We start from the raw sequence: 17,876 nt of genomic DNA on the forward strand, positions 1-17,876 counted from the left end.
CCGATTTGACTGCTGCTTTAAAAGCACCCTTCGTCTAATGACATAGCATAAGTCGTGCCAGATGAGATAGCGGTGACTATAGAGCCGGTTAGATAAAATTTCATGGCGTATTTCCGGTCGTCGGAAATAATCAAAAACTCGGCTGTCAAATCAGAAGTATTTTCGATGCGCTTTGATTGCGGGTAGCGTTTGATTAATTTTGTTATATTGTCGCCAATGGCGATTCCGGAAGCTGCTCTACCTGGTGTGGCTGTCAAATCGATTCTGACTAATTTCCCATCTAGAATCATCAATGTAATCTCAGGGTTATGTTTTAACCCAGTATGGTAGCAATTCTTTGATGCCCACAATTCTTTTGGCACGCAATGAATTTGCCCACCAAAGTCTTTTTTTAAATCTTCAAAATTTTGGCCAATCTTAAGCTTCCCTAATCTTTCAAATTTCAGATCATCGCTGCGGAAATCTGCTGCGCTGCACAATGAGCACAAAATTAATGTGCTTAGAATAGGGAAGTTTTTCATGTGATCTCCTGGTCTAACCGAAAGCTACTCCAGTGCGCGTGACAGGTATCGATTGCCCAACAGATTTGCTTGCAGTATTCAGTATGCTCAATGTGAATTGGCAATACAAGTCCGCAGCCAGAATGAAAGCACGAAGCACGAGGCGCTGATGGTGCAATAGGAGAAAACTGGTGCCTCGAGCCGGAATCGTTTTATGAATAGAATCAGTATGTTGCAATCCTCACTGTCAATTTCCTGCCATAAAGTTGAAGGCGGAAAAAAGCAGCCCTGGCTTTGGTGCGGGTCACCGCCAAGCTAAAATGCGGCCGGCAAAACCGGCTGCCAGCCAAGCATATCTCATTTCTTCTGCTGGTGACTCTCTGCCCACGCAACGACGTCGCGCGCTCTGTAGAGGGCCTGGGCGCGGCCTGCAACCGGAAGCCGGATGGGCTTTGGAAACGACGGGAGTGGGATGATTTCCTTGCGCACATTGTCGGGGGAACGCTTCAAGTACGCAGCCACCAAGCTGGTATCCCAGAGGTCGACGGCCACCGGCAGGGCCGGGCGCTGCAGTTTCTCGATCGCAGCAACCAGCCTTTCGACCATTTCCGAATCGCTCATATTCATGCGGATTTCCTTTCCATATTTTGAGTTAAGTTCTCGCCTTGACCTGATCACCGGTCTGCTGCACCGGTGACTGGCCTGGCACTGGAGCGCAGTTGCATCATCGTCCTGGCAATCTCAGCCGGGTCGAGCGTCAGCGACGAGGCGCGGTGCGCAAGCGCAGTCTCGACCCGATCAATCTTGTCGGTCAGTGCGTGGATGGCGTGCAGCACGTCGGCCAGCGAGACCTCGGGCTGCGCCAGCGCCGCCAAAAGCTCACGTTTCTTGGCGCCCAGCGTCGGCGGGAATTTATGATCAGCACCGGGCATCGCGCGCCTCCACTGAGCCATGTGCCGGCTGCCCGATGTTCTCGATCCGCACCACCAGCTTCCCGGCATCGCTGCGGATTTCTGCGATGTTGGGCGGCAGACTCGGATCGACCACCAGGCGCAGGCCCAGGGCGGCGCCGTCAGCTGCCACGGCCGCTTTGGCGCGGCTGGCCAGCTGGTTGCCGTTCACCATGCCGCCGGCGCATTCCGAGATTTCCAGGAGCAGGGCGGCGGTGGCGCCGAGCGGTGCGCGGTTCAGTTCCAGCTTCAGCCAGAACAGTTCGGTTTCCAGCTCGAGCGCGCGCCGGCGGAGCAGGGCGTTGTCGCGCGCCTCGCCCTGCAGTTCCTTCACGAGCCGCTCGCGAGGCCGGGTCATGAGGGTGTTGTAGAGGCTCACGCAGCACCGCCTTTCTCGCCATGCTGCGCGGCCATGGCAGCGATAGCTTCATACATCGGGCGCAGTAGGCGGTGCGCTACATTGCCGGCATCCGTCATCACCTTGAACTCGGCGCTCACGTCTGGGCCGGGGAAGTCATGGTCCTTTGCTGCGGCGAGCTTTCCGTTGTACTTGCCAACGGCTTCGATGCGCGCCTTCTCGGCGGCGTGCCAAGCGATCACTGCGGCGGGTGTCGCAGCATCGTGCTCGCTGTCCGGCTGGCTGGCGCCGCGCTGGGCGAGGGCTGCATAGTCGCTGTATTTTACGAATTCGCCTTCCTTGTGGAAGTAAGCGCCTTCCGAGTGCTCATGCAAACGATAACGATCCACATCGCCCGCTTCCTGGTTCAGCGCCTCACCCTGCACGTCGCCGGCAGTTGCGGCCAGAGCTTGCCGTGCACGAGCAAAACGGGCCGTCAGATCGGATTGCGATTGGAAGTCGCCAGCACCGTTAAGCGCGAACTTTTCAGCTACCATCACATCAATCAATGCCGAGCGCACTAAACCGCCATTCTGTTGCGCGGGCCAAGGAACCGCCTCACCCTGCGCGTTGGAGGGCTGGGCGGCTTCAAGCAGGTATTCCAGCTCTTCAACGCGACGCTGTGCGGCGCTGGGGCCTGCGCAGACTTCGGCATACTGCTCATCGGTGATGGCTTCCGCCGCCGCGAGCAAGTCTTCCCACTCCCACTCATCGGCCAACACTTCCAGCATGCCGCGGGTGAGGTGCAGCGGGACCAAAGCCATCTTGTGCTGAGCCGCAGCCGTGTGCAGTTGCTCCAGTTCTACCGGCTTCGCATCCACTGGCGCTGTATCTGCTGGGGGATGTGCGGCCAAAAGCTTCTCTAATGCGGCCTTCGCGATCCATCCGTCCTCGACAGTTGCGGTGTTGCTTCTGTCCTCAAGAAAGTTGGAAGGCTCGCCACTCACCGTATCCCACGCATCAGGGGCGTGTCTGGCGAAATGATTTCCATCGGCATAGAACGTAAGCGCATCGATCACCTCGTCCATTACCACACCACCGGCCTGTTGGCCGACTGCTGGCGCGGGCTGGCGGGCGACGAGGATGGCGCGAACCTCATTGCCGAAATAGCCAACCAGTGCAGCACGGAAGTCGTCCGGCACCTTGGTGCTTTCGATTGCTTTGCGCAGCGCACGCACCAAGTCGATTTCGCTCAGCGCCTGAATGTCTTTGTTCGTTTCCATGGTAGTGTCCTTATTGTTTGAGGGCGTGGCGCATCATGGCCGCAGCTTGGGAAAGCATGTTTTGTTGCCGTATCACGCGGCGCAGTTCACCGTAGAATTCGCTCATGCGCCCTCCGTTTTGTTGAGTGCGCGAATTACCGCTTCGCAGTCGAGCCCGGCTTGCAAGCGGTCAGGATCAAGCTGCTCGAGCGCGAACTGGTGTGCCGCATTCCCTGTCCGTTCCAGCGCAGCAGCGCGGCACTGGTGGCCGTAGATGCGGATTGCTTTGGCTTCAGGCTCCGTCCAAGTAAGACCGAATCCATCGCAACTCGTGGGCAGCGGCGGCAGTTCCCCTGCTACGGGCTGGGCCAGTACTGCCATGTCGCCGCTGCAATCAGGGCAATCCTTCACGCACTTTACGGGACCATGCATGAACGGCTCACCATTTGGGTAGCAGTCAATTTCGCCATCATCCACGACACCAGTGCCGCCGCAGTTTTTGCACTTTGGCACCGCGTGCGCATGCTCCACCAGCTTCTCCTGCGCGGCCTGGGAATTGTGCTCGCCGATTGGGTCGGAGGCTTGCGCATGCTGCTGTGAGGCGGTGAGAACGCGAACTGCACGGAACAGGTCTGCAAGAAGCACCGCACTGACCTCAGCGTCCTCATCATCCTCCGCCATCTCGACCAGCGCGAACATCGGATCAGTGAGGCATGCCTCCTCGTGTTCTGCCAGCAGCGCTTGAGCAGCTACCACGAGATCTGTGCTCGCTGCCACTGGCGCTGATGCATGCGCGGCCGGCAGCGGCGAATGCTTCGGCTTCGCGGCCTGCTTGGCGCGGATCGCCTCGACCTTCGTCCAGATGCGCACCAGTTCGGTCTCGCCGCACTGGTGCATGTCCAGATCGTTCGCCAGGCACAGCGCTGCCAGCGTGACCATGACGCCGCCGACTTCCTGAGCTGGCTCGCCGACCGGCCGGCCGTAGACGTAGTCCACCAATTGGCGCGCCTCGCTGGCCGTGCAGCCGGTGGCCTGCACTAGCTCCAGCGCCTCCTCCAGGAAGCGGTGGTTGCGCTCTTCGCGGTCGCTGGCGATCAGCTCGCCGAAACAGGCCAGCATCCAAGGTTGCACGCGCTGCTGGAAAGTTGCGCCGGCGTCGCCGTTCTCAATTTTGCTTATCATTGCGGTTCCTCAGTAATCGTTAATTCACTCGGACGCACCGGCTCGACGATGCCTTCCAGGTAGACCGTTCCTTCGGCATCGCCCTTGTGCCAGTGCAGGCCGGCGATGAACTGCTTGATACCCTTGTACAGCACCGGACGGCACAGCTGCTTGGCGCGCAGGAGACGCATGTCGTGCTTTTCGGCGAGGTCGCGGGCGGTTTCAACCGGCGCCGCTGGCAGTTTGTCGCGGGCGCTCATGCCAGCCAGTCCCAAAGTAGGGCGGCGATCAGCAGGCCGTAGATCACCAGGATCTCGCGCCAGACGGTGGCGCGGGCATTGTGGTCGCGCGCAGGTTTGTTATTGCTGCTCATGATCTGCCTTTCTTCTTTTTGAGGTAAGGGCGGTCGCTGCCGTAGGCGGGCGCACTGCGCTTCGGTTCCTGACTAGACGCGCGTACCATCCGTTCAAGATCCATCTCGACGCGGCTCGGCGCTCCGGCAATGACATAGACTTCGCTGCCAACCTGCACTTGCTGACCAGCGACGCAGCCGTGGCCGCGACTGGTCAAGATGCGCGAGCGGACGGCTTCCTTGTCGGCCTCCTGCGCGGACTCTAGGAGCACCTTCACATGCGGAAGGTGCGCGATTGCCGCCAGAGCTGCAGCGCAGCCGCTGCCGATGTTGGCGATCCTGGTCAAGGCGCCACCCGCTTAAACTCGACCACCCAGACCCATGGGTTTGTCAGCCAGTTCGGCTCCCCATTGATCGACTCCCATAACGAGCGGAACGAGTTTTGAGGCATGCATACCCGAGGAGTCCAGCCGTTCTCGGGGCGGTAATTGCGCCAGAGCTTGGTGTCGGGCACCTCGCACGGCATTTGCTCGATGCCCTCGGCGATTGCATCCGCCTCGCTGAGATCGTTCAGCCGCTCCACGCGCACGCTGACGATCTCCAGCAGGATCCGGCTGGCCGCGCGCGGCATGAAGATGGCGGGCCGCTTGTACCATCCTGGCAGCGCGCCTCCGCGTCCCGTTGCAAGCGACACGTCAGGGCTGTCGGCGTCGTACTGGTAGGCGCGGCCGCACTCGGTCGTCATGTCGATGAAGTGCCACTCGTCGCGCTGTTTCTTCTCGGTGTAGCGAGTCTCCCAGCGGCCGTAGGCGAAAAAGGTCTCGCGCACCCAGATGCAGTGGGCAGGGCCGCCGTGCGGGAATTTTCGGCCGGCAGTTTCGTCCGATGCGCCGAAGATTTCAGGGCCGGGCGCGTCGTACCCGCTGTTGTCGATTACAGCCGGGTTGCACAAGCCCACGACTGGATTCCAGTACGGGCCTGGATCGGGCTTCACGATGCGCCGCGTCTGCGACTTGGTGCCGCCGAGCAGTGCGCGGATCATGGGTGCGCTGAAGAGAATCGGATGGTCCCTACTCATGCTAATATTCCCTTTTGCTAACTATTAATCGAAATGGCAACTGCCCCTCAAACGCCAACTAGCGCTCAGGCGCAGTCATCAACTACGCCCCATTCGGCGTCGCAGCTGATCGATGGCTCAGACTCTCCTGTTGGCAAATTGGCGGCTGCATTCGAGCTCGCTCTTCGCCAGCGCGAATTCGAAATCGCGCAATTGACCCAAAGAAATAATTTCTTCATGATCTTCCAGGGTGTACTGATGGCAGGTCTGATCCAGTCTGGGGGAGCGGCTGCTCCTGTAGTCGCTTTCGCAGTCTGCGCGGCGGGATTTCTAGTATCGATCCTCCAGATAGGTATGGCTGCGGGCTCGAAATATTGGCAGGTGCGCTGGGAGCGAGCGGCGAAGACTACCGAAATCTGGTTGCTTGAAGCGCTCAAGGATGAGCCTCGAGTCAGCCATTTTTTCACGGCGGACAAAGATGGGTTAAAGCAGAGTGAGCTGACCCGGCTGAATGTGGTGAACTCGACCTTGGCGCGCCAAGCTGACCCGCTCGAAATCATCGCGAAGGCGACGACCAAAGCAAATCGCGAGGAGCTAGCGCTTGGCAAACCTTGGATTTGGCATAGATTTTGGAATAGTGTCATTTTGATGAAGTTCTCAGTTAGCAGAATTCCTATTTACGTTGGTGCGGTACTCGCAGCGTTTTGGTTTTTCCTCTTGACGTTCACGATTTCCTACGATGGCGGGAACCTGTGGCAATGGCTAGCCTCCTTGCCTGGGGTGTCACATTTATCACTGGTCCCATTGAAATCGTCATAAATCGCTACGCGAGAATTTCGCGGCTGCCGTTCGAACCTGCCGGTCCGACGACCGATCCTTCCATGGCCTCCAGTAGCCGCGCCGCTCGGTTGTACCCGATCAGAAGGTGGCGCTGGATCAGCGATACCGACGCGCGCTGGTTGGTGCGCACCACGGCCACGGCCTGGTCGTACAGCGGATCGGTGGCGCTGCCGTCGCCGGCCGGCACGTCGGTCGCAGCGCCGACCACGCGCTGCTCGCGTACCGGCTCGTCACCTTTGGCCGGCCGTGGACTTGGCTCGACCATTTCAATCGCCGCGACCAAGAACATTTGCGCCGTCTGCGCGCCACCGGTGTGTTGCTTCGCCAGCGTGAGCGCTGTTTGGATCTCGTCGGCCCCGGTCTGCTGCATAGACTCGCGGACGGTGTCGATGTACGGTTTCAACGTTTGCTCGTACAGAGTGTCTAGCACGGCGCGGTGCATGTCGCGCACGTTGTACATTTCCGAGGTGAGCTTGATGGCGCGTTCGACCTGCTGCTGCCCCGGCTCTGCCTGGTTGCCAGACGCTTCCATCGTTGCCTCGCCGCCCAGTACCTCGACCAGGTCGCCCAGCATCTTTGCCAGCTCGCCGGTCATCAGCGCGAAGTCGCCGTCGAAGCGCTCATCGTCGTTGTGGCTGGTGATCTCGCGCTCGGTCAGCACGTCCAGCGGCTTGACCGACTTGACGGCCAGGCTCTCGTCCAGCACGAAGCTGATCTTGCTGTCCCAAGTCATGGCCAGGCGGGTGCACTGCTTGCCGGTGTCGATGTGCCGGCGCACTTCGGCCGGCTCCAGCGTGTGGCGCTTGTACGCCACCTGCGCCTTGCTTTCGCCGGTGGCACGCAGCGTCGCGTCCTGATCGACGGTGAAGCCTGCCGGTGCCTCGTCGGTGGCCAGCCATTCGGTCATGACGCCGACTGGCGAGCGTTGCACGCGCAGGCTTTCCAGCGGCATGCGGTCGACCGCCTTGAGCAGCAGCTTGATCACTTCGTCGGCCTTGGCCGGGCTGGCGGCGTCGATGACCAGCCAGCCGTTGACTGGATCGATCCAGGCCCAGGTGTTCGATTCGATACTGAAGGCGCGCGGCAGCAGTTCGTCGGTGACGCGCTCCTTCAGTTCTTTCATCGCCTTTTTGCCTGGCGCGAAGCCCTGGGCCTCTTCCATTTCGGCGGCGCGCGCCTTCGTCATCTGGTTGATGACGGTCGCCGGCAGCAGCTTCTTCTCGCCGCGCAGGCGGATCAGCATCTGCCTGTTGACGGTGTGCACCAAGCCGCCGTCCTTGCGAGGCGCGTCCCAGCCCTGGCGTAACAGCTCGCTGCTGCTGGCCGGTGCGAATGCTTGCTTCGCGAGGGCGGCGGCCAGCGCGTCGGCGGTCAGCGCGTAGTCGCGCGGCAGGCGATAGATTTGAAGATTTTTAAACCACATTACTGATCCTATTCGGAAAAAACGACGTCGCGAGCGGCGCCGAAGGCATACAAAAACTCGATGAACTGCGCTGCTTCCTTCACGTAGAACTCGGCTGTTTGAATGCCGAGTTGCACGGTGCGGCGCCCATCAAAGCTGACGGTCACCCGGCCGTCGTGGTGTAGTGGCGTACCGGCCAGGCGCATCTCGTCGGCGAACTCATCCACCAGAAGGCGCTTCATGTCGTCGGCATCCCACTTGCGGCCGATGTGTTCGACCTGGGAGGCGATTTCCGCGATCATGGCGTGGTACTTTTCTTCCTGGGCGCGTTTCTTGCGCGGCTCGGAGAACACCACCATCCAGCCATCTGGCGCCTTTTGCGCGAAGTCGGCTACATTGCGCCGGGCCTGTTCGTGCGCGAGAAAGAATGTGCGGCGCGTCATGGCGGTGTCTCCGCTGGCACCGCCTCGGCCGCCTGCTTGACCTTGTCGTATTGCTCAATGCCCCAAGCCAGCGCGTAGCAGCACCAGAGGAAGCGGAAGGTGTACTCTTCGCAGTCGACCTCCCAAAAGTCGTTAAACACGGCACGGCCGTCCCATACGAAATCTCGCACCGCGCGGTAGGCCTCATCGGCGCCGTCGTCGGCATGAGCCAGCACTTCGGATTCCAGTTCTTCGCGCAGTCCGTGCCCGAGCTTGCCGGTCAGGCCGCAGCGCTCGACATACTGCATCACCTGCTGCTTGAATTTGTCGGACGAGAATTCCCGGTAACCATCGTTTTTACCGATAGCTTCAAGCTTCTCTCCCCAATAGCTGCGGTTGACGGCCAGCCGCGCGTCTCCTGGGCGCTGGTGCAGGCGATCCGTCCGGAAAAATGCAAACATGTCTTCGGTGCGCTGAAACACGTAGGTGCCCATGTCGCCGGTGTAGCAGAGGTAGCCCGGCCAGGTGATCAGGTCGAAATACATGTTGCTGCTATTTGGCTGCTTGAACCGCACATGGCGGTTCGCGCCCTCATCGCGGATCACGATCATCTTGTGATCGTCCACGTCGCGCAGGAAGCGCGCTTCGGTGCATTCGTGGGTCATGCGCCCTCCAAGTCATCGCACAGGTCGCAGAACACACTGCGCTTCCCATCGGCGCGCAGCAGGATCGGCTCGCCATTGTTCTTGAACGTCGACCCGCTGTAGCGCTGGCCGTTCGGCAGCAGCTTCACGTAGTAGCGCTCGTGGTATGCCAGCGCTTCGGCCTGGACCGCCGCCATTAGCGCCTCGGTGCCGACACGGCGCACCCACACCCACTGCGGCCCGGATTCGCTGTCGTGTATCGACAGGGTGAACCAGCCTTCGCCGGCCGGCGGTTCGCAGTACCAATCGCGCACGTGGCAGGCGTTCTGCTCGTAATACGCGATGGCAGCCGGATGGTCATCACGCTCATCCTCGAGCGAGTCGAAGCGATATTCCAAGCCCTGCTCCAGCATCCAGGCGGCGTACGCCCGGTGGTCTTCTTCGAAGTCCGGCAGGCCCGGGTGCCAATACCAGCCATCATCGTCACGCTGGGCCGGTAATGGTTCGATCAGCGCAACCGGTGCCGGCGCGAGCGGCGCAGGTTCGGCGGGTGCCTTGCCGCGCGCAATATGCTGCACATGCATCGCGCCGCACGAAAAAATGACGGCGCTGACGCTCATGAGCAGGGCGGCGATTTGCACGTTGCTCATGCCGCCGCCTTGCCGACTACCGGCGTCACGCGCTCCAGCAGATAGCAGCCGCTGACGCCCTTGAGCCAGATCACCGCGCTGTGACCGCTCAGCACCTGAGCTTCGCTGGTGGTGATCGTCTCGCGCACTTCGCCTCCGTCCAGCAGCACCGTGACGGTGGTGCCGACCTGATTCGCGGCATTGAACTTGTCGCAGGCGGCCTGCAGCTGCGCGCCAGCCTGCGCAAGGCGGCGGGATACGCGGCTGCTCATACTGCACCGCCCAGGTCGGCCACGCTGATTACGATGCCGCGGCAGTACACCTCGGCCCCTTCCAACACCTCGAACGTCGCGTGCGGCACGGCCGTGCTGTACGACCAGGTCGCGTTGTCATCGCTGTCGCACCACAGCGCCTCGACCTTCTTCGCGTCCGGCTCGCGGGCGAAGTAGTCCTTCAGCGCCGCATCGTCGTCCGGGTCGATATCATCGCGCGCCGGCAGTGCCCCCTTGGCGTCGATCAGCACCGTGCCGCCGTCGTAGCAGCTCGCCTCGTCATCGATGGCGCCGCTCAGCACCATCAGGTCGTCGCTGGCACCGAAAATTACCACCAGGCCGGCGGCCTTGGCCTGCAGTTCTTCTTCGCGGGTGATTTCGCTGCCGGTCTGACGGCCGTTCAGCGCCAGGGCCAGCAGTTCCTTCGTCAGCACCGGCGCGGCGGCCTCTGCCAGCGTGGCAGGCTTCGCCACCGGCTGCGGCGCGGTGTGGTTGAACGCCGCCTGGTCGACCTTTGTGTAAGGGAACTGGTCCGCGCATTTCTTGATGCGCTGAATGAAGAACGAGCCCTGCGATTGGGCGCCAAGGAACTCGGCGAACATGTCGGCGCTGACGCCCTGGTAGTGGTAGATATCCGACTCACCCGTCGATTTCTTCGGGTGGAACTGGATGGCCAGCAGGTTCAGCTCCGGCACATGGCCGATGGCTGCGAACTGGCTGGATTCGACTTTCTGCATGGTGATGGTGGGGATGGCGCTCATGGTGCTCTCCTGTGGTTGTTATGCGGAATACTTCTGCTGGACTGCATCGATGTGGCGGCGCAGGGCGGCGCACATGCGCGGGAAGTCGGCGTCATGGAACAACTTGCCCGGCTTGTCGGTTTTCGTGTGGACGAATCCCAGCGAGGCCAGGAAGTCGGCAGTCATCGTGAAGCCCAGGCGGTCGTTGATTTCGCCCAGCTTCAGCGAAGGCGGCGCGGCGGGCGTCGGCGTCGTGTGGCCGAATAAGTCGCCATCGGCAGCGGCGGCCGGCGGCGCATCGGTGACTGGCTGGGCGTCTGCCATGTCGGCAAGGCGGGCTTGTTCGGCCAGCGACGCAGCGCGGTCGGCGGCGGCCAGTTGCTGGGCCTGAGCGATAGCAGCGGCGGCTGTGGTTGGGCGCGCGGCCTGGGCGACCTGCTGCGGGCGCTGCTCTTCGGCCTGGCGCTGCGCTGCGATCTGCGCGGCTTGCGCTTCCAGTTGGCGTTTCGTTTCGGCGGCGACGCGCGCCTGTTCGGCGGCCTGGCGCTCGGCGTCCGCTTTGCGCTCGGCGGCTAATTTCTCGGCGGCTGCAGCTTCAGCTTTGGCGCGCTCCTGCTCTTCGATCTGCTTGCGCAGCGCTTCGGCCTTCGCCGCTTCAGCGCGCTGGTGATCAGCGATGCGCGTGCGCACCACCAGTTGGAAGTCATCGTACGCCTTCCAAGAGAGCTGTTGCAGGTCGGCGAACAGGCCAGCGTGGTCGCCGACATTGGCGTTGTACCATGCGAGTTTGGCGCGGACGTCAGCAGCCGCCTGGCTTGCGGCGATCTTGGCGTTCGCCAGCGTGGTGTTGACCGCATCGTGCAGGCTGGCCAGCGTGCGCTTGTTCTTCATTGCGCCGGCGAAGTCGGGCGCCGGCAGCGACAGGCGAATCGGCGTGATTTCGGTTTCGAGCTTCTGCACGTGGTCCTGATAGGCGTAGCGGCCTTCGTTCAGGATGGTTTCTTTGATCTGCTCTTTGCGGACTTTGACCAGCTTTTCCAGCTCCAGGCGCTTGGCGCGGAACTGCGCCTTGATGTGGTCGACCGTGCGCATCACCTCGTCGATGGTCGAGGTCTGGGCCAACGCGGCCGCCTTGGCATGCTCGAGCTTGGTCTCGGCCTCGCCGCAGAATTTGACGTTGTATTCCGCGTCGGCGAAATCCTGGTCGTCCTGCAGGTCGGTCTTGATGGTGGCCAGGAACTTCTCTGCGGCCTTCTGATACACAATTAGGTTGCTGCTGACGACCTTACCTTCGGTCTGCACGACCAGCGCGGGCAGGGCGGCAGCAGGCGCCGCTTCGGGTTTTACCGCGTGGTCTACCTGCGTGTAGTTCGCGACGTCGGCGTCGAATTGTTCCCAGCCGGCGACGATGCGCGCGAACCAGGCTGGATCCGGCTGCACCCACATCCAGACCATGTTCTCTTCAGTCCCATCGGAGACCATGAACATCCACTTCTCGGCGCCGCTGACCATGAGCTGCTGCTGGACCTGCGGCATATGCGTGTCGGGCAACTCGCCGGCGGCGACGGCGGCCGCCAGCTCGGCGTTCCACTGCTTGTGCTCCCAGCCGATGGTTTCATCCATGCTCAGGCCGTCGCAGGAAGCGCTTTCGGCGCCCAAGGACAGCGTGACCGGATACAGATCTTCGGCGATGATTTTTTCGGCCAGCGGGCGCGCCAGCGCCTCGACCTCGTGGCCGTAGTCCAAGATGTTCTCTTGCACCCAGTCACTGAACTCTTTGGCGAGGCCGGTGGCCTTCATGCGCACGAGTTCGGAGCGGGTTACCTTCTGCGACAGGCCCAGCATCGCGGCGGCCTCGCTGGCGCCGTGGTGGTTGAAGCGGAAGGCGTGCCATTCGTCGCTGCCCTGCAGCAGGTTGTGGATTTCGCGGGTGAGGGAGATTTCGCGCTGCATGATTATTCCTTGTTATCGGCGGTTGTATCAGCCGGCTTTTTCGTCCAGCTGAGGATGGTTTTTTTCTGTGCTTCGGTGAAGGTGGCGCGGGTGCTGACGGTGGCCAGCATTTCCTCGGCCGTTTTCTTGCCGCTTTCGACGACCTTCCGCCATTTCGGCGATTCCACTGCGAACAGGTCGTCGCTGCACAACGGCAATCCGGAGGATGTTTGGCCTTTCACGGTGGTGGCGGCCGGTGTCTCGTTCACTGGTGTGTATTGACCACCGTGCCCGTCGTCGTCCATCTGCTCGTTGGTGGCCAGGCCGCAGGCGGCGAGCAACGTGTAGCGCTGCAGGTAGGTGATGGTCGAAGCGATCTGTTGGATCGCGTTCTTCTTGCCCGAGGCATCCGGCGGGGCCTGCATGCGAGTGACCTCCGAGTGCCCCATGGAATGCGTGATAGTGCAGGTGACCGACACCATGCCGCTAGGAGGCTGCTCGGTGTCCCAGCGGTGCGAGAAGCCTTGCCTCCCCAGCCCCTCGACTATGGCGCCGCACACGCTACCCAGAGTTGCATGCATGTAGCTTGTGTTACTGCCGTCGCGGCCATCGAAGCTGACGAGCTTGTCCTTCACGATCTGCGGTGGATTGCGCTTGAACTCCGCCATTGCGGCGACATAGGCCTTACGGGCCTGGTTCGCCTCCAGGCGCTCCTGCAGTTCGATAAAGGTGCGCAGCTCCTCCATCGATGCGCCACGCGCCGCCGCGTGGGCGACCAGTTCAAACGGCGTCGTGGGTACGACAGCCAGCGGCTGGGCGGCCGGCGCCGCGATGGCGCGCTGCTCCGCCGCCGGCTTTTCCATTTCAAGCACATCGTTCATGCTTCCCATTTCATTCTCCGGTTCAGGTTATTCACTTCGATATTCAGCAACGCCAGGCGCAGCGCATGGGCTGGGCGGTGGCCGGCGCGCAGGTTGCGCAGCGTGGCGCTGGCGAGATAGGCGAGGGCGGCTTTCACTTATTCGCCTTGCCGACGAGGACCGCGCGGTCGCGCACCGCCGATTCTTCGTCGGCCTGCTGCATGAAGGCGTAGGCGCTGCCGATCAGCATGCCCAGGGCCGCCATGGCCAGCCATTCACGCAGCTTCACGGCGATCCTTTCGGCGGGCGCGCCGCTGCATGATGCGATCGCGCTTCCACTGGATCAGGATGCGCAATTCTTGCTGGCGCGCGTCCGGGCTGTAGCCCAAGCCTTCCAGGGCGATTTCGACAACGCGCAGTTCGCGGCCATTCAACTTGGCGCCGGCACAGCGCGCCACGGTGATGATGTGTTCCAGCGCGGCGATGGCGGCGCTCATTGACGCACCCGGATCGAGAAGCCCATGGCGCCGGCGTCGCGGGCAGCATCTTCCAGCGCACGCGGATCGCCGATGGCGGTGTAGGTGCGCGCGCGGTCGTGAGCGTCCCGCACGGTGATCACGTAGCTCAGGCCGAACTCGCGCGCAGCCAGCTGCGGCGCCACGCTATTGCGGCCGCCGCCGGCGATCTGGTAGCGGCTGACGTGGCTGCCGGCCGGCGCCGCTTTCGGCGCATCCAGGTTGCCGCTAGTCAGCGCGCTTTCAAAGCCCGAGTCCTGGTAGGCGAAGGCGAGCAGGGCAGATACTGCGAGGCGCGAGGCTTTGCCTGCGGTGATGTGCGTGACGGTGCTCATACAGCACCTGCCGATGTGCCATTCAACTCGGACCTGCGGCGTTTGAATTCCTCCGCATAGCCTTCCTCGAAAGCTTGGTGCAGCACGGCGTGCCTTTTGAGATCGTACGGGTTTCGAAACGACATCAGCCGGCACGCGACCTTCCCGGTGTTCTTCGCTGCTTGCATCTCCTGCTGCTTTAACATCGCGTTCTCCCTGTTGACTTCGTTGTTCGTTGGTGCCCCGCTGGGAGTCGAACCCGGCCGCTAAGCCATCCTCCGAGTTAGTTTCCTCGGCGCTCTCCACTGAGCTAACGGGGTACTGCGAGGCTTTGACCAAGTCCTCCTTGGGCCTGTGCGCACTCAGGCTGGCGTTTGGCGGCAACGGCCTGTCATGTCCGCTGCATTTATGCGACTTCTCAGATCGGCAAATGCCTAAGCTCCATCGCTCACCACATCGAAGCCGGCTGGATTCGAACCAGCGTCTCCCGGAACCGTCGCGCGCGGAATAGGTGCCCTTGGCCGCTAGACGACAGCTTCGATGTGGTTCCCGCGCTTAACCGGCGCGGGACGGTCCTTCTACTGCTTCGGCTCATCGAGCCAGTTGGCCTCCACCCAATCGCGCGCCGATTCCTCATCCAGTCGCTGAGCCTTGCCGCAGTGCGCGCACTGCCGCGTGGTGTTGCTGGTGTACGTCCATTTGTGAAGCCCGACGATGCATCGCAGTTTCATGGGTGACTCCGGCAGGTTGTTTGAGCAGGTCCCCGCGCGAGCCCGGCGCGGGGCGGGTTGGTGCTAGTGGCGGCTTGGCCGCCGGCCTTTCACGCTGCGGTCACCTGCGATGGTCGGAAGGATTTGACGCCGCCACCCGCTTCGCCCAGGTCCACGTCGTAGAAGACGCCTTTGCCGGCCGGGCGCTCGGCTACGAACTTGCCGTCGGAGACCTTGCCAGTCTTCGCACTGCGTGCCTTCACCGGCGCGTTTTTCTTGAATGGTGCTGCTGCCATGTTTTTGCCTTTCGTTGGTTGGTGCCGCGCTGGCCCGGGATGGGTCGACCGCGCGGCGTGGTCGGGGCATACTGATCCCACAGGGCGCAGTTCTATCGCCTGGCCAGGGCTATCGCTGCGTTGTACTTCGGGGCAGCGCGCTCCGAATTCGGATCAGGGTGGCTCTGCGACGCGGCGCATCCACAGTGCGCGCTCGGCGCGGTCTTCGTGCTGCGAGGCCAGCAGCAGTTCGTCAGTGCTCGGCAGACGCCGGTTGCACCAGGCGCTCAGCTGGAACAGCACGGTTGGCGCCAGCCACGCGCCCAGGTCGACCTTCAGCTGCTGGTGCTGCGATGGCCAGAGCGCGACGTGCTCCACCAGGTAGCCGGACTCATCCAGCGAACCGTACAGGTCAACCAGCAGGCCGTCGTGCTCGAACTGCGCGGCCAGCAGGCGCGCGGTCGGAGGTACGGTGGGCTGAACGCGCGGCGCCGGCGCGTTGGAGCGCAGCTGGAGCACGGCGGCGGAGATTGGAGCGTTCACGCTGCGACCTCGAAAATCCAGCCGGACGCCAATGCCGCGGCGCGGCTGCGCTCCATGCGCTGCTGCGCGGCCAGGTCGCTCTCGGTGTAGTACAGGCGACGGCGCGTCAGCTTGCGACCGAACTCGTTGCAAATTTCCAGGCGGCGCGGGCAGCCGATGCTGGCGACCAGGCCGGCGCATTGCAGGTCGGTGGTGTTCTTGCGGAGGACTTTGCGCATGGCGGCCTCCGCTTAACCCAGCGTCGCCGGCGCGGCGGGCTGGCTGAAGTCGAAGGCGGGAACTGCGTCGCCAGCAGCAGCGGCTGCGTCGATCAGGGCTTTCAGTTCGGCTTGAGACATTTCGTTCTCCATCGTGATTGGTGCGTCGATGAAGTGATAATACACAAACTGTGTAGTTATATCAAACGATTTGTGTAATTAATTTTCGAAATGTGTAAGGGCGGTGTTGCGCCCAAATCTCCATGCCGAAAAAAGCCGCTTGGCGGGGTGCTTTGGGGGCGGGGGGGGGCAACGTGCTGCGCCGACTGTGGTCCTGAACGGCCTGACTCATGTACAGCGCCGATCCTGCAAACAAATCAATTGCCAAAAATAGTTCTAAATAAGATAATTAACTAGATGCAATAACTACAACGTTGAAAGGGATCGGGATGAGAATGTTCAAGCTGGTTGTGGCAGCAATGTTGGTCGCCGGTGCATGCTCGGCTAGGGCTGAAGTGATTACCTACGATTTTTCCGCATCGGTTGCGCAGATATCTAATCGCGAGGGCGATGAATCGTTTGACGAAACTGTGATCAAGGGGATGAGCGTTGGGATTGGCAATACGGTGCACGGCCGATTTAGCTACGACACATCTGCACCTGTCTGGGGTGGAGAAGGCGACTACTGGAAAGTCTATCTCAACGTTGGCGCACTGTCGGCTAAGTTCGACAATGGTCCAACTATTGGAGATCGTCCTGAGCCCTACACGACGCTTTTAGATACGTCTAACAACTACCCGGTAGGACCCGGGCACTGGTTGGACAGCTTTACCTTTTCATCCTATACGTCGTCTCCGGGAGAATACCTGTATGTCCAGCTTGTCGATCTCACCGGCAAGACTTTTAGTAATTCGGCAATTCCCGAACAGCTGACTTTGGATGAGTTTTTCCAAAGGAATTTCTACTACTATATGAACGTCGGTGCAGACGAGGTCCACGTTCGCGCCGAAATCACATCTCTAGAACGAGTCGCGGCAGTTCCTGAGCCTGAGACCTACGGCATGCTGCTAGGCGGCCTGAGCGTCCTGGCTGCGGTAGCGCGCCGGCGCCGCCAAGTCTGAGCTGGCCAGCGTAGAGACGCCGCCTTCGGGCGGCTTTTTATTGGCCGGCGCAGGTACCGAATCGGTCGCCAAAACACTGGCGATTCATACAGGTCGTGCTAAGCTTATGTCTTCAGGCGAACACATCCCCAAACCCAGCGCGGAGAGATAATTCGATGAGCGGTCCCATACGAGATTTTGAGCCGGCCATGAGCAGCATGGAGATGGTCGAATTTATCAACGCGGACAGGAAGGCAAGGGCGACGGCGGAGAAGCCGTACGTCGAGTTGCGGCACGAGAGTCTGATGACCAAGGCTCGAAAAGTGCTGGGGGAGGGTGTCCAAAAATTTTTGGGCACCTACCAGCATCCTCAGAATGGCCAAACCTACGACTGCTGCTATTTCCCTAAACGGGAAGCTTGTCTGATGGCGATGAGCTACAGCTACGAGCTGCAGGCGCGTGTGTGGGATAGGATGGTAGAGTTGGAGGCCGAGCTGGCGCTGCAGCAGTTGAGCACCTACCGTGACCGGTTGCCGCTGCACCAGGCCGCGCTGGAGATGGTCGGCCGCCACGGAATTCTCTTTTCGACCGCACACACCGCGAACAACGCGCTGGCCGGCTCGAAGCACTACAACGAGATGACCAAGAGTCAGGTGGTGAAGGCGCTACCGGCGGCGCAGAGGCTGGCCAGCGGTACGGCGACGCCGGAGGATTTCGCACTGCTCGAGGATCGGACGCGCGAGCGGTTCGGTGAGCCCGCGCAGCTGGAGATGGCGTTTGATCGGACATCGCTCATCACGAAGAGAAGCTGACTCTGCGAGCGCGATAGAATTAAAAGCCTCGACCGCGGAGCTCGTAATCT

Annotated in this window: 29 protein-coding genes, 1 tRNA gene and 1 pseudogene; 3 read left to right on the forward strand and 28 right to left on the reverse strand. The window is 61.5% G+C overall.

Annotation, left to right across the window (positions count from 1 at the left end; genetic code table 11):
• Nucleotides 1–17: 17 nt before the first annotated feature.
• From E4L98_RS24725 to E4L98_RS24765, 9 genes are all read right to left on the reverse strand, one after another.
• Nucleotides 18–521 (reverse strand): hypothetical protein, encoded by a 504-nt coding sequence (locus E4L98_RS24725; RefSeq protein ID WP_135204192.1) that lies wholly within the window; start codon nucleotides 519–521, stop codon nucleotides 18–20.
• A 336-nt stretch (nucleotides 522–857) separates the two neighbouring features.
• Nucleotides 858–1,127 (reverse strand): hypothetical protein, encoded by a 270-nt coding sequence (locus tag E4L98_RS24730; protein ID WP_229257556.1) that lies wholly within the window; start codon nucleotides 1,125–1,127, stop codon nucleotides 858–860.
• 47 nt (nucleotides 1,128–1,174) lie between these two features.
• The gene (locus E4L98_RS24735) at nucleotides 1,175–1,432 is read right to left on the reverse strand and encodes a hypothetical protein (RefSeq protein WP_135204193.1); all 258 of its coding nucleotides are present in this window, start codon (nucleotides 1,430–1,432) and stop codon (nucleotides 1,175–1,177) included.
• Nucleotides 1,419–1,829 (reverse strand): hypothetical protein, encoded by a 411-nt coding sequence (locus tag E4L98_RS24740; protein WP_135204194.1) that lies wholly within the window; start codon nucleotides 1,827–1,829, stop codon nucleotides 1,419–1,421. The genes E4L98_RS24735 and E4L98_RS24740 overlap by 14 nt, the downstream gene beginning before the upstream one ends.
• Nucleotides 1,826–3,070: a hypothetical protein gene (locus tag E4L98_RS24745; RefSeq protein ID WP_135204195.1), complete on the reverse strand. Its 1,245-nt coding sequence runs from the start codon at nucleotides 3,068–3,070 to the stop codon at nucleotides 1,826–1,828. Before E4L98_RS24745 ends, E4L98_RS24740 begins: the two co-directional genes overlap by 4 nt.
• A 102-nt stretch (nucleotides 3,071–3,172) precedes the next feature.
• Nucleotides 3,173–4,231 carry a hypothetical protein gene (locus E4L98_RS30875; RefSeq protein ID WP_229257557.1) on the reverse strand — a complete coding sequence of 353 codons (1,059 nt, stop codon included), beginning with the start codon at nucleotides 4,229–4,231 and terminating at the stop codon, nucleotides 3,173–3,175.
• Nucleotides 4,228–4,470: a hypothetical protein gene (locus E4L98_RS24755; RefSeq protein WP_135204196.1), complete on the reverse strand. Its 243-nt coding sequence runs from the start codon at nucleotides 4,468–4,470 to the stop codon at nucleotides 4,228–4,230. The genes E4L98_RS30875 and E4L98_RS24755 overlap by 4 nt, the downstream gene beginning before the upstream one ends.
• Nucleotides 4,471–4,579: 109 nt before the next feature.
• Nucleotides 4,580–4,909, reverse strand: coding sequence for a hypothetical protein (locus E4L98_RS24760; RefSeq protein ID WP_135204197.1), 330 nt, complete (start codon nucleotides 4,907–4,909; stop codon nucleotides 4,580–4,582).
• The gene (locus tag E4L98_RS24765; RefSeq protein WP_229257558.1) at nucleotides 4,906–5,604 is read right to left on the reverse strand and encodes an ASCH domain-containing protein; all 699 of its coding nucleotides are present in this window, start codon (nucleotides 5,602–5,604) and stop codon (nucleotides 4,906–4,908) included. Before E4L98_RS24765 ends, E4L98_RS24760 begins: the two co-directional genes overlap by 4 nt.
• 69 nt (nucleotides 5,605–5,673) lie before the next feature.
• On the opposite strand from E4L98_RS24765, the gene E4L98_RS24770 reads away from it, so the two are divergent.
• Nucleotides 5,674–6,438, forward strand: a complete 765-nt coding sequence (locus E4L98_RS24770) for a RipA family octameric membrane protein (RefSeq protein ID WP_135204199.1) — start codon at nucleotides 5,674–5,676, stop codon at nucleotides 6,436–6,438.
• A gap of 4 nt (nucleotides 6,439–6,442) precedes the next feature.
• On the opposite strand, the gene E4L98_RS31205 is transcribed toward E4L98_RS24770, so the two are convergent.
• The 19 genes and pseudogenes from E4L98_RS31205 to E4L98_RS24845 all read right to left on the reverse strand — a co-directional run bounded on the left by E4L98_RS31205 (nucleotide 6,443) and on the right by E4L98_RS24845 (nucleotide 15,935).
• Complete coding sequence (locus tag E4L98_RS31205) at nucleotides 6,443–6,991, reverse strand: DNA translocase FtsK (protein WP_307722146.1); 549 nt, start codon at nucleotides 6,989–6,991, stop codon at nucleotides 6,443–6,445.
• Nucleotides 6,986–7,882 (reverse strand): annotated as a pseudogene (locus E4L98_RS30885) (recombination-associated protein RdgC); the annotation flags it as partial. The pseudogene E4L98_RS30885 and the gene E4L98_RS31205, both read right to left, overlap by 6 nt.
• Nucleotides 7,883–7,890: 8 nt before the next feature.
• Entirely contained in the window at nucleotides 7,891–8,304 is a 414-nt protein-coding gene (locus tag E4L98_RS24780) for a recombination protein NinB (protein ID WP_135204201.1), read from the reverse strand.
• Complete coding sequence (locus E4L98_RS24785; RefSeq protein ID WP_135204202.1) at nucleotides 8,301–8,948, reverse strand: hypothetical protein; 648 nt, start codon at nucleotides 8,946–8,948, stop codon at nucleotides 8,301–8,303. The genes E4L98_RS24780 and E4L98_RS24785 overlap by 4 nt, the downstream gene beginning before the upstream one ends.
• Complete coding sequence (locus E4L98_RS24790) at nucleotides 8,945–9,577, reverse strand: hypothetical protein (protein WP_135204203.1); 633 nt, start codon at nucleotides 9,575–9,577, stop codon at nucleotides 8,945–8,947. The genes E4L98_RS24785 and E4L98_RS24790 overlap by 4 nt, the downstream gene beginning before the upstream one ends.
• A complete protein-coding gene (locus tag E4L98_RS24795) occupies nucleotides 9,574–9,828 on the reverse strand; it encodes a hypothetical protein (protein WP_135204204.1) in 255 nt (84 codons plus the stop codon). Before E4L98_RS24795 ends, E4L98_RS24790 begins: the two co-directional genes overlap by 4 nt.
• Nucleotides 9,825–10,589: a KTSC domain-containing protein gene (locus tag E4L98_RS30435; RefSeq protein ID WP_205746827.1), complete on the reverse strand. Its 765-nt coding sequence runs from the start codon at nucleotides 10,587–10,589 to the stop codon at nucleotides 9,825–9,827. Before E4L98_RS30435 ends, E4L98_RS24795 begins: the two co-directional genes overlap by 4 nt.
• A gap of 18 nt (nucleotides 10,590–10,607) precedes the next feature.
• A complete protein-coding gene (locus E4L98_RS24810; RefSeq protein ID WP_135204205.1) occupies nucleotides 10,608–12,521 on the reverse strand; it encodes a YqaJ viral recombinase family protein in 1,914 nt (637 codons plus the stop codon).
• 2 nt (nucleotides 12,522–12,523) lie between these two features.
• On the reverse strand, nucleotides 12,524–13,381 hold the full coding sequence (locus E4L98_RS24815; protein WP_167761441.1) for an ERF family protein: 858 nt from the start codon (nucleotides 13,379–13,381) through the stop codon (nucleotides 12,524–12,526).
• Nucleotides 13,378–13,518: a hypothetical protein gene (locus E4L98_RS30190; protein ID WP_167761442.1), complete on the reverse strand. Its 141-nt coding sequence runs from the start codon at nucleotides 13,516–13,518 to the stop codon at nucleotides 13,378–13,380. Before E4L98_RS30190 ends, E4L98_RS24815 begins: the two co-directional genes overlap by 4 nt.
• Nucleotides 13,515–13,649, reverse strand: coding sequence for a hypothetical protein (locus E4L98_RS31095; RefSeq protein ID WP_267874927.1), 135 nt, complete (start codon nucleotides 13,647–13,649; stop codon nucleotides 13,515–13,517). Before E4L98_RS31095 ends, E4L98_RS30190 begins: the two co-directional genes overlap by 4 nt.
• On the reverse strand, nucleotides 13,636–13,857 hold the full coding sequence (locus E4L98_RS24820) for a hypothetical protein (protein ID WP_135204207.1): 222 nt from the start codon (nucleotides 13,855–13,857) through the stop codon (nucleotides 13,636–13,638). The genes E4L98_RS31095 and E4L98_RS24820 overlap by 14 nt, the downstream gene beginning before the upstream one ends.
• Nucleotides 13,854–14,210, reverse strand: coding sequence for a hypothetical protein (locus E4L98_RS24825; RefSeq protein ID WP_135204208.1), 357 nt, complete (start codon nucleotides 14,208–14,210; stop codon nucleotides 13,854–13,856). Before E4L98_RS24825 ends, E4L98_RS24820 begins: the two co-directional genes overlap by 4 nt.
• Nucleotides 14,207–14,395, reverse strand: coding sequence for a hypothetical protein (locus E4L98_RS24830; RefSeq protein WP_135204209.1), 189 nt, complete (start codon nucleotides 14,393–14,395; stop codon nucleotides 14,207–14,209). Before E4L98_RS24830 ends, E4L98_RS24825 begins: the two co-directional genes overlap by 4 nt.
• A 251-nt stretch (nucleotides 14,396–14,646) precedes the next feature.
• Nucleotides 14,647–14,728, reverse strand: a tRNA-OTHER gene (locus E4L98_RS30195).
• A 39-nt stretch (nucleotides 14,729–14,767) separates the two neighbouring features.
• Nucleotides 14,768–14,920: a hypothetical protein gene (locus tag E4L98_RS30200; protein ID WP_167761443.1), complete on the reverse strand. Its 153-nt coding sequence runs from the start codon at nucleotides 14,918–14,920 to the stop codon at nucleotides 14,768–14,770.
• An 89-nt stretch (nucleotides 14,921–15,009) separates the two neighbouring features.
• Complete coding sequence (locus E4L98_RS24835) at nucleotides 15,010–15,195, reverse strand: hypothetical protein (RefSeq protein WP_135204210.1); 186 nt, start codon at nucleotides 15,193–15,195, stop codon at nucleotides 15,010–15,012.
• A 153-nt stretch (nucleotides 15,196–15,348) separates the two neighbouring features.
• Nucleotides 15,349–15,717, reverse strand: a complete 369-nt coding sequence (locus E4L98_RS24840; protein ID WP_135204211.1) for a hypothetical protein — start codon at nucleotides 15,715–15,717, stop codon at nucleotides 15,349–15,351.
• Nucleotides 15,714–15,935 (reverse strand): hypothetical protein, encoded by a 222-nt coding sequence (locus E4L98_RS24845; protein WP_135204212.1) that lies wholly within the window; start codon nucleotides 15,933–15,935, stop codon nucleotides 15,714–15,716. Before E4L98_RS24845 ends, E4L98_RS24840 begins: the two co-directional genes overlap by 4 nt.
• Nucleotides 15,936–16,369: 434 nt before the next feature.
• On the opposite strand from E4L98_RS24845, the gene E4L98_RS30890 reads away from it, so the two are divergent.
• Both E4L98_RS30890 and E4L98_RS24855 read left to right on the forward strand, forming a co-directional pair.
• Nucleotides 16,370–17,035 carry a PEP-CTERM sorting domain-containing protein gene (locus E4L98_RS30890; RefSeq protein ID WP_229257559.1) on the forward strand — a complete coding sequence of 222 codons (666 nt, stop codon included), beginning with the start codon at nucleotides 16,370–16,372 and terminating at the stop codon, nucleotides 17,033–17,035.
• Between the two features lie 188 nt (nucleotides 17,036–17,223).
• The gene (locus E4L98_RS24855; RefSeq protein WP_135204213.1) at nucleotides 17,224–17,826 is read left to right on the forward strand and encodes a hypothetical protein; all 603 of its coding nucleotides are present in this window, start codon (nucleotides 17,224–17,226) and stop codon (nucleotides 17,824–17,826) included.
• Nucleotides 17,827–17,876: the final 50 nt, after the last annotated feature.

This window comes from Duganella callida, assembly GCF_004614165.1.
Lineage (GTDB): Bacteria > Pseudomonadota > Gammaproteobacteria > Burkholderiales > Burkholderiaceae_D > Rugamonas > Rugamonas callida.

What these genes read in the sequence shown, in the direction of transcription:
- E4L98_RS24725 (WP_135204192.1), bottom strand. Translation starts at nt 521, where the DNA reads ATGAAAAACTTCCCTATTCTAAGCACATTAATTTTGTGCTCATTGTGC.
- E4L98_RS24730 (WP_229257556.1), bottom strand. Translation starts at nt 1,127, where the DNA reads ATGAATATGAGCGATTCGGAAATGGTCGAAAGGCTGGTTGCTGCGATC.
- E4L98_RS24735 (WP_135204193.1), bottom strand. Translation starts at nt 1,432, where the DNA reads ATGCCCGGTGCTGATCATAAATTCCCGCCGACGCTGGGCGCCAAGAAA.
- E4L98_RS24745 (WP_135204195.1), bottom strand. Translation starts at nt 3,070, where the DNA reads ATGGAAACGAACAAAGACATTCAGGCGCTGAGCGAAATCGACTTGGTG.
- E4L98_RS30875 (WP_229257557.1), bottom strand. Translation starts at nt 4,231, where the DNA reads ATGATAAGCAAAATTGAGAACGGCGACGCCGGCGCAACTTTCCAGCAG.
- E4L98_RS24755 (WP_135204196.1), bottom strand. Translation starts at nt 4,470, where the DNA reads ATGAGCGCCCGCGACAAACTGCCAGCGGCGCCGGTTGAAACCGCCCGC.
- E4L98_RS24765 (WP_229257558.1), bottom strand. Translation starts at nt 5,604, where the DNA reads ATGATCCGCGCACTGCTCGGCGGCACCAAGTCGCAGACGCGGCGCATC.
- E4L98_RS24770 (WP_135204199.1), top strand. Translation starts at nt 5,674, where the DNA reads ATGGCAACTGCCCCTCAAACGCCAACTAGCGCTCAGGCGCAGTCATCA.
- E4L98_RS31205 (WP_307722146.1), bottom strand. Translation starts at nt 6,991, where the DNA reads ATGGAAGCGTCTGGCAACCAGGCAGAGCCGGGGCAGCAGCAGGTCGAA.
- E4L98_RS24780 (WP_135204201.1), bottom strand. Translation starts at nt 8,304, where the DNA reads ATGACGCGCCGCACATTCTTTCTCGCGCACGAACAGGCCCGGCGCAAT.
- E4L98_RS24785 (WP_135204202.1), bottom strand. Translation starts at nt 8,948, where the DNA reads ATGACCCACGAATGCACCGAAGCGCGCTTCCTGCGCGACGTGGACGAT.
- E4L98_RS24790 (WP_135204203.1), bottom strand. Translation starts at nt 9,577, where the DNA reads ATGAGCAACGTGCAAATCGCCGCCCTGCTCATGAGCGTCAGCGCCGTC.
- E4L98_RS24795 (WP_135204204.1), bottom strand. Translation starts at nt 9,828, where the DNA reads ATGAGCAGCCGCGTATCCCGCCGCCTTGCGCAGGCTGGCGCGCAGCTG.
- E4L98_RS30435 (WP_205746827.1), bottom strand. Translation starts at nt 10,589, where the DNA reads ATGAGCGCCATCCCCACCATCACCATGCAGAAAGTCGAATCCAGCCAG.
- E4L98_RS24810 (WP_135204205.1), bottom strand. Translation starts at nt 12,521, where the DNA reads ATGCAGCGCGAAATCTCCCTCACCCGCGAAATCCACAACCTGCTGCAG.
- E4L98_RS24815 (WP_167761441.1), bottom strand. Translation starts at nt 13,381, where the DNA reads ATGAACGATGTGCTTGAAATGGAAAAGCCGGCGGCGGAGCAGCGCGCC.
- E4L98_RS24820 (WP_135204207.1), bottom strand. Translation starts at nt 13,857, where the DNA reads ATGAGCGCCGCCATCGCCGCGCTGGAACACATCATCACCGTGGCGCGC.
- E4L98_RS24825 (WP_135204208.1), bottom strand. Translation starts at nt 14,210, where the DNA reads ATGAGCACCGTCACGCACATCACCGCAGGCAAAGCCTCGCGCCTCGCA.
- E4L98_RS24830 (WP_135204209.1), bottom strand. Translation starts at nt 14,395, where the DNA reads ATGTTAAAGCAGCAGGAGATGCAAGCAGCGAAGAACACCGGGAAGGTC.
- E4L98_RS30200 (WP_167761443.1), bottom strand. Translation starts at nt 14,920, where the DNA reads ATGAAACTGCGATGCATCGTCGGGCTTCACAAATGGACGTACACCAGC.
- E4L98_RS24835 (WP_135204210.1), bottom strand. Translation starts at nt 15,195, where the DNA reads ATGGCAGCAGCACCATTCAAGAAAAACGCGCCGGTGAAGGCACGCAGT.
- E4L98_RS24845 (WP_135204212.1), bottom strand. Translation starts at nt 15,935, where the DNA reads ATGCGCAAAGTCCTCCGCAAGAACACCACCGACCTGCAATGCGCCGGC.
- E4L98_RS30890 (WP_229257559.1), top strand. Translation starts at nt 16,370, where the DNA reads ATGTTCAAGCTGGTTGTGGCAGCAATGTTGGTCGCCGGTGCATGCTCG.
- E4L98_RS24855 (WP_135204213.1), top strand. Translation starts at nt 17,224, where the DNA reads ATGAGCAGCATGGAGATGGTCGAATTTATCAACGCGGACAGGAAGGCA.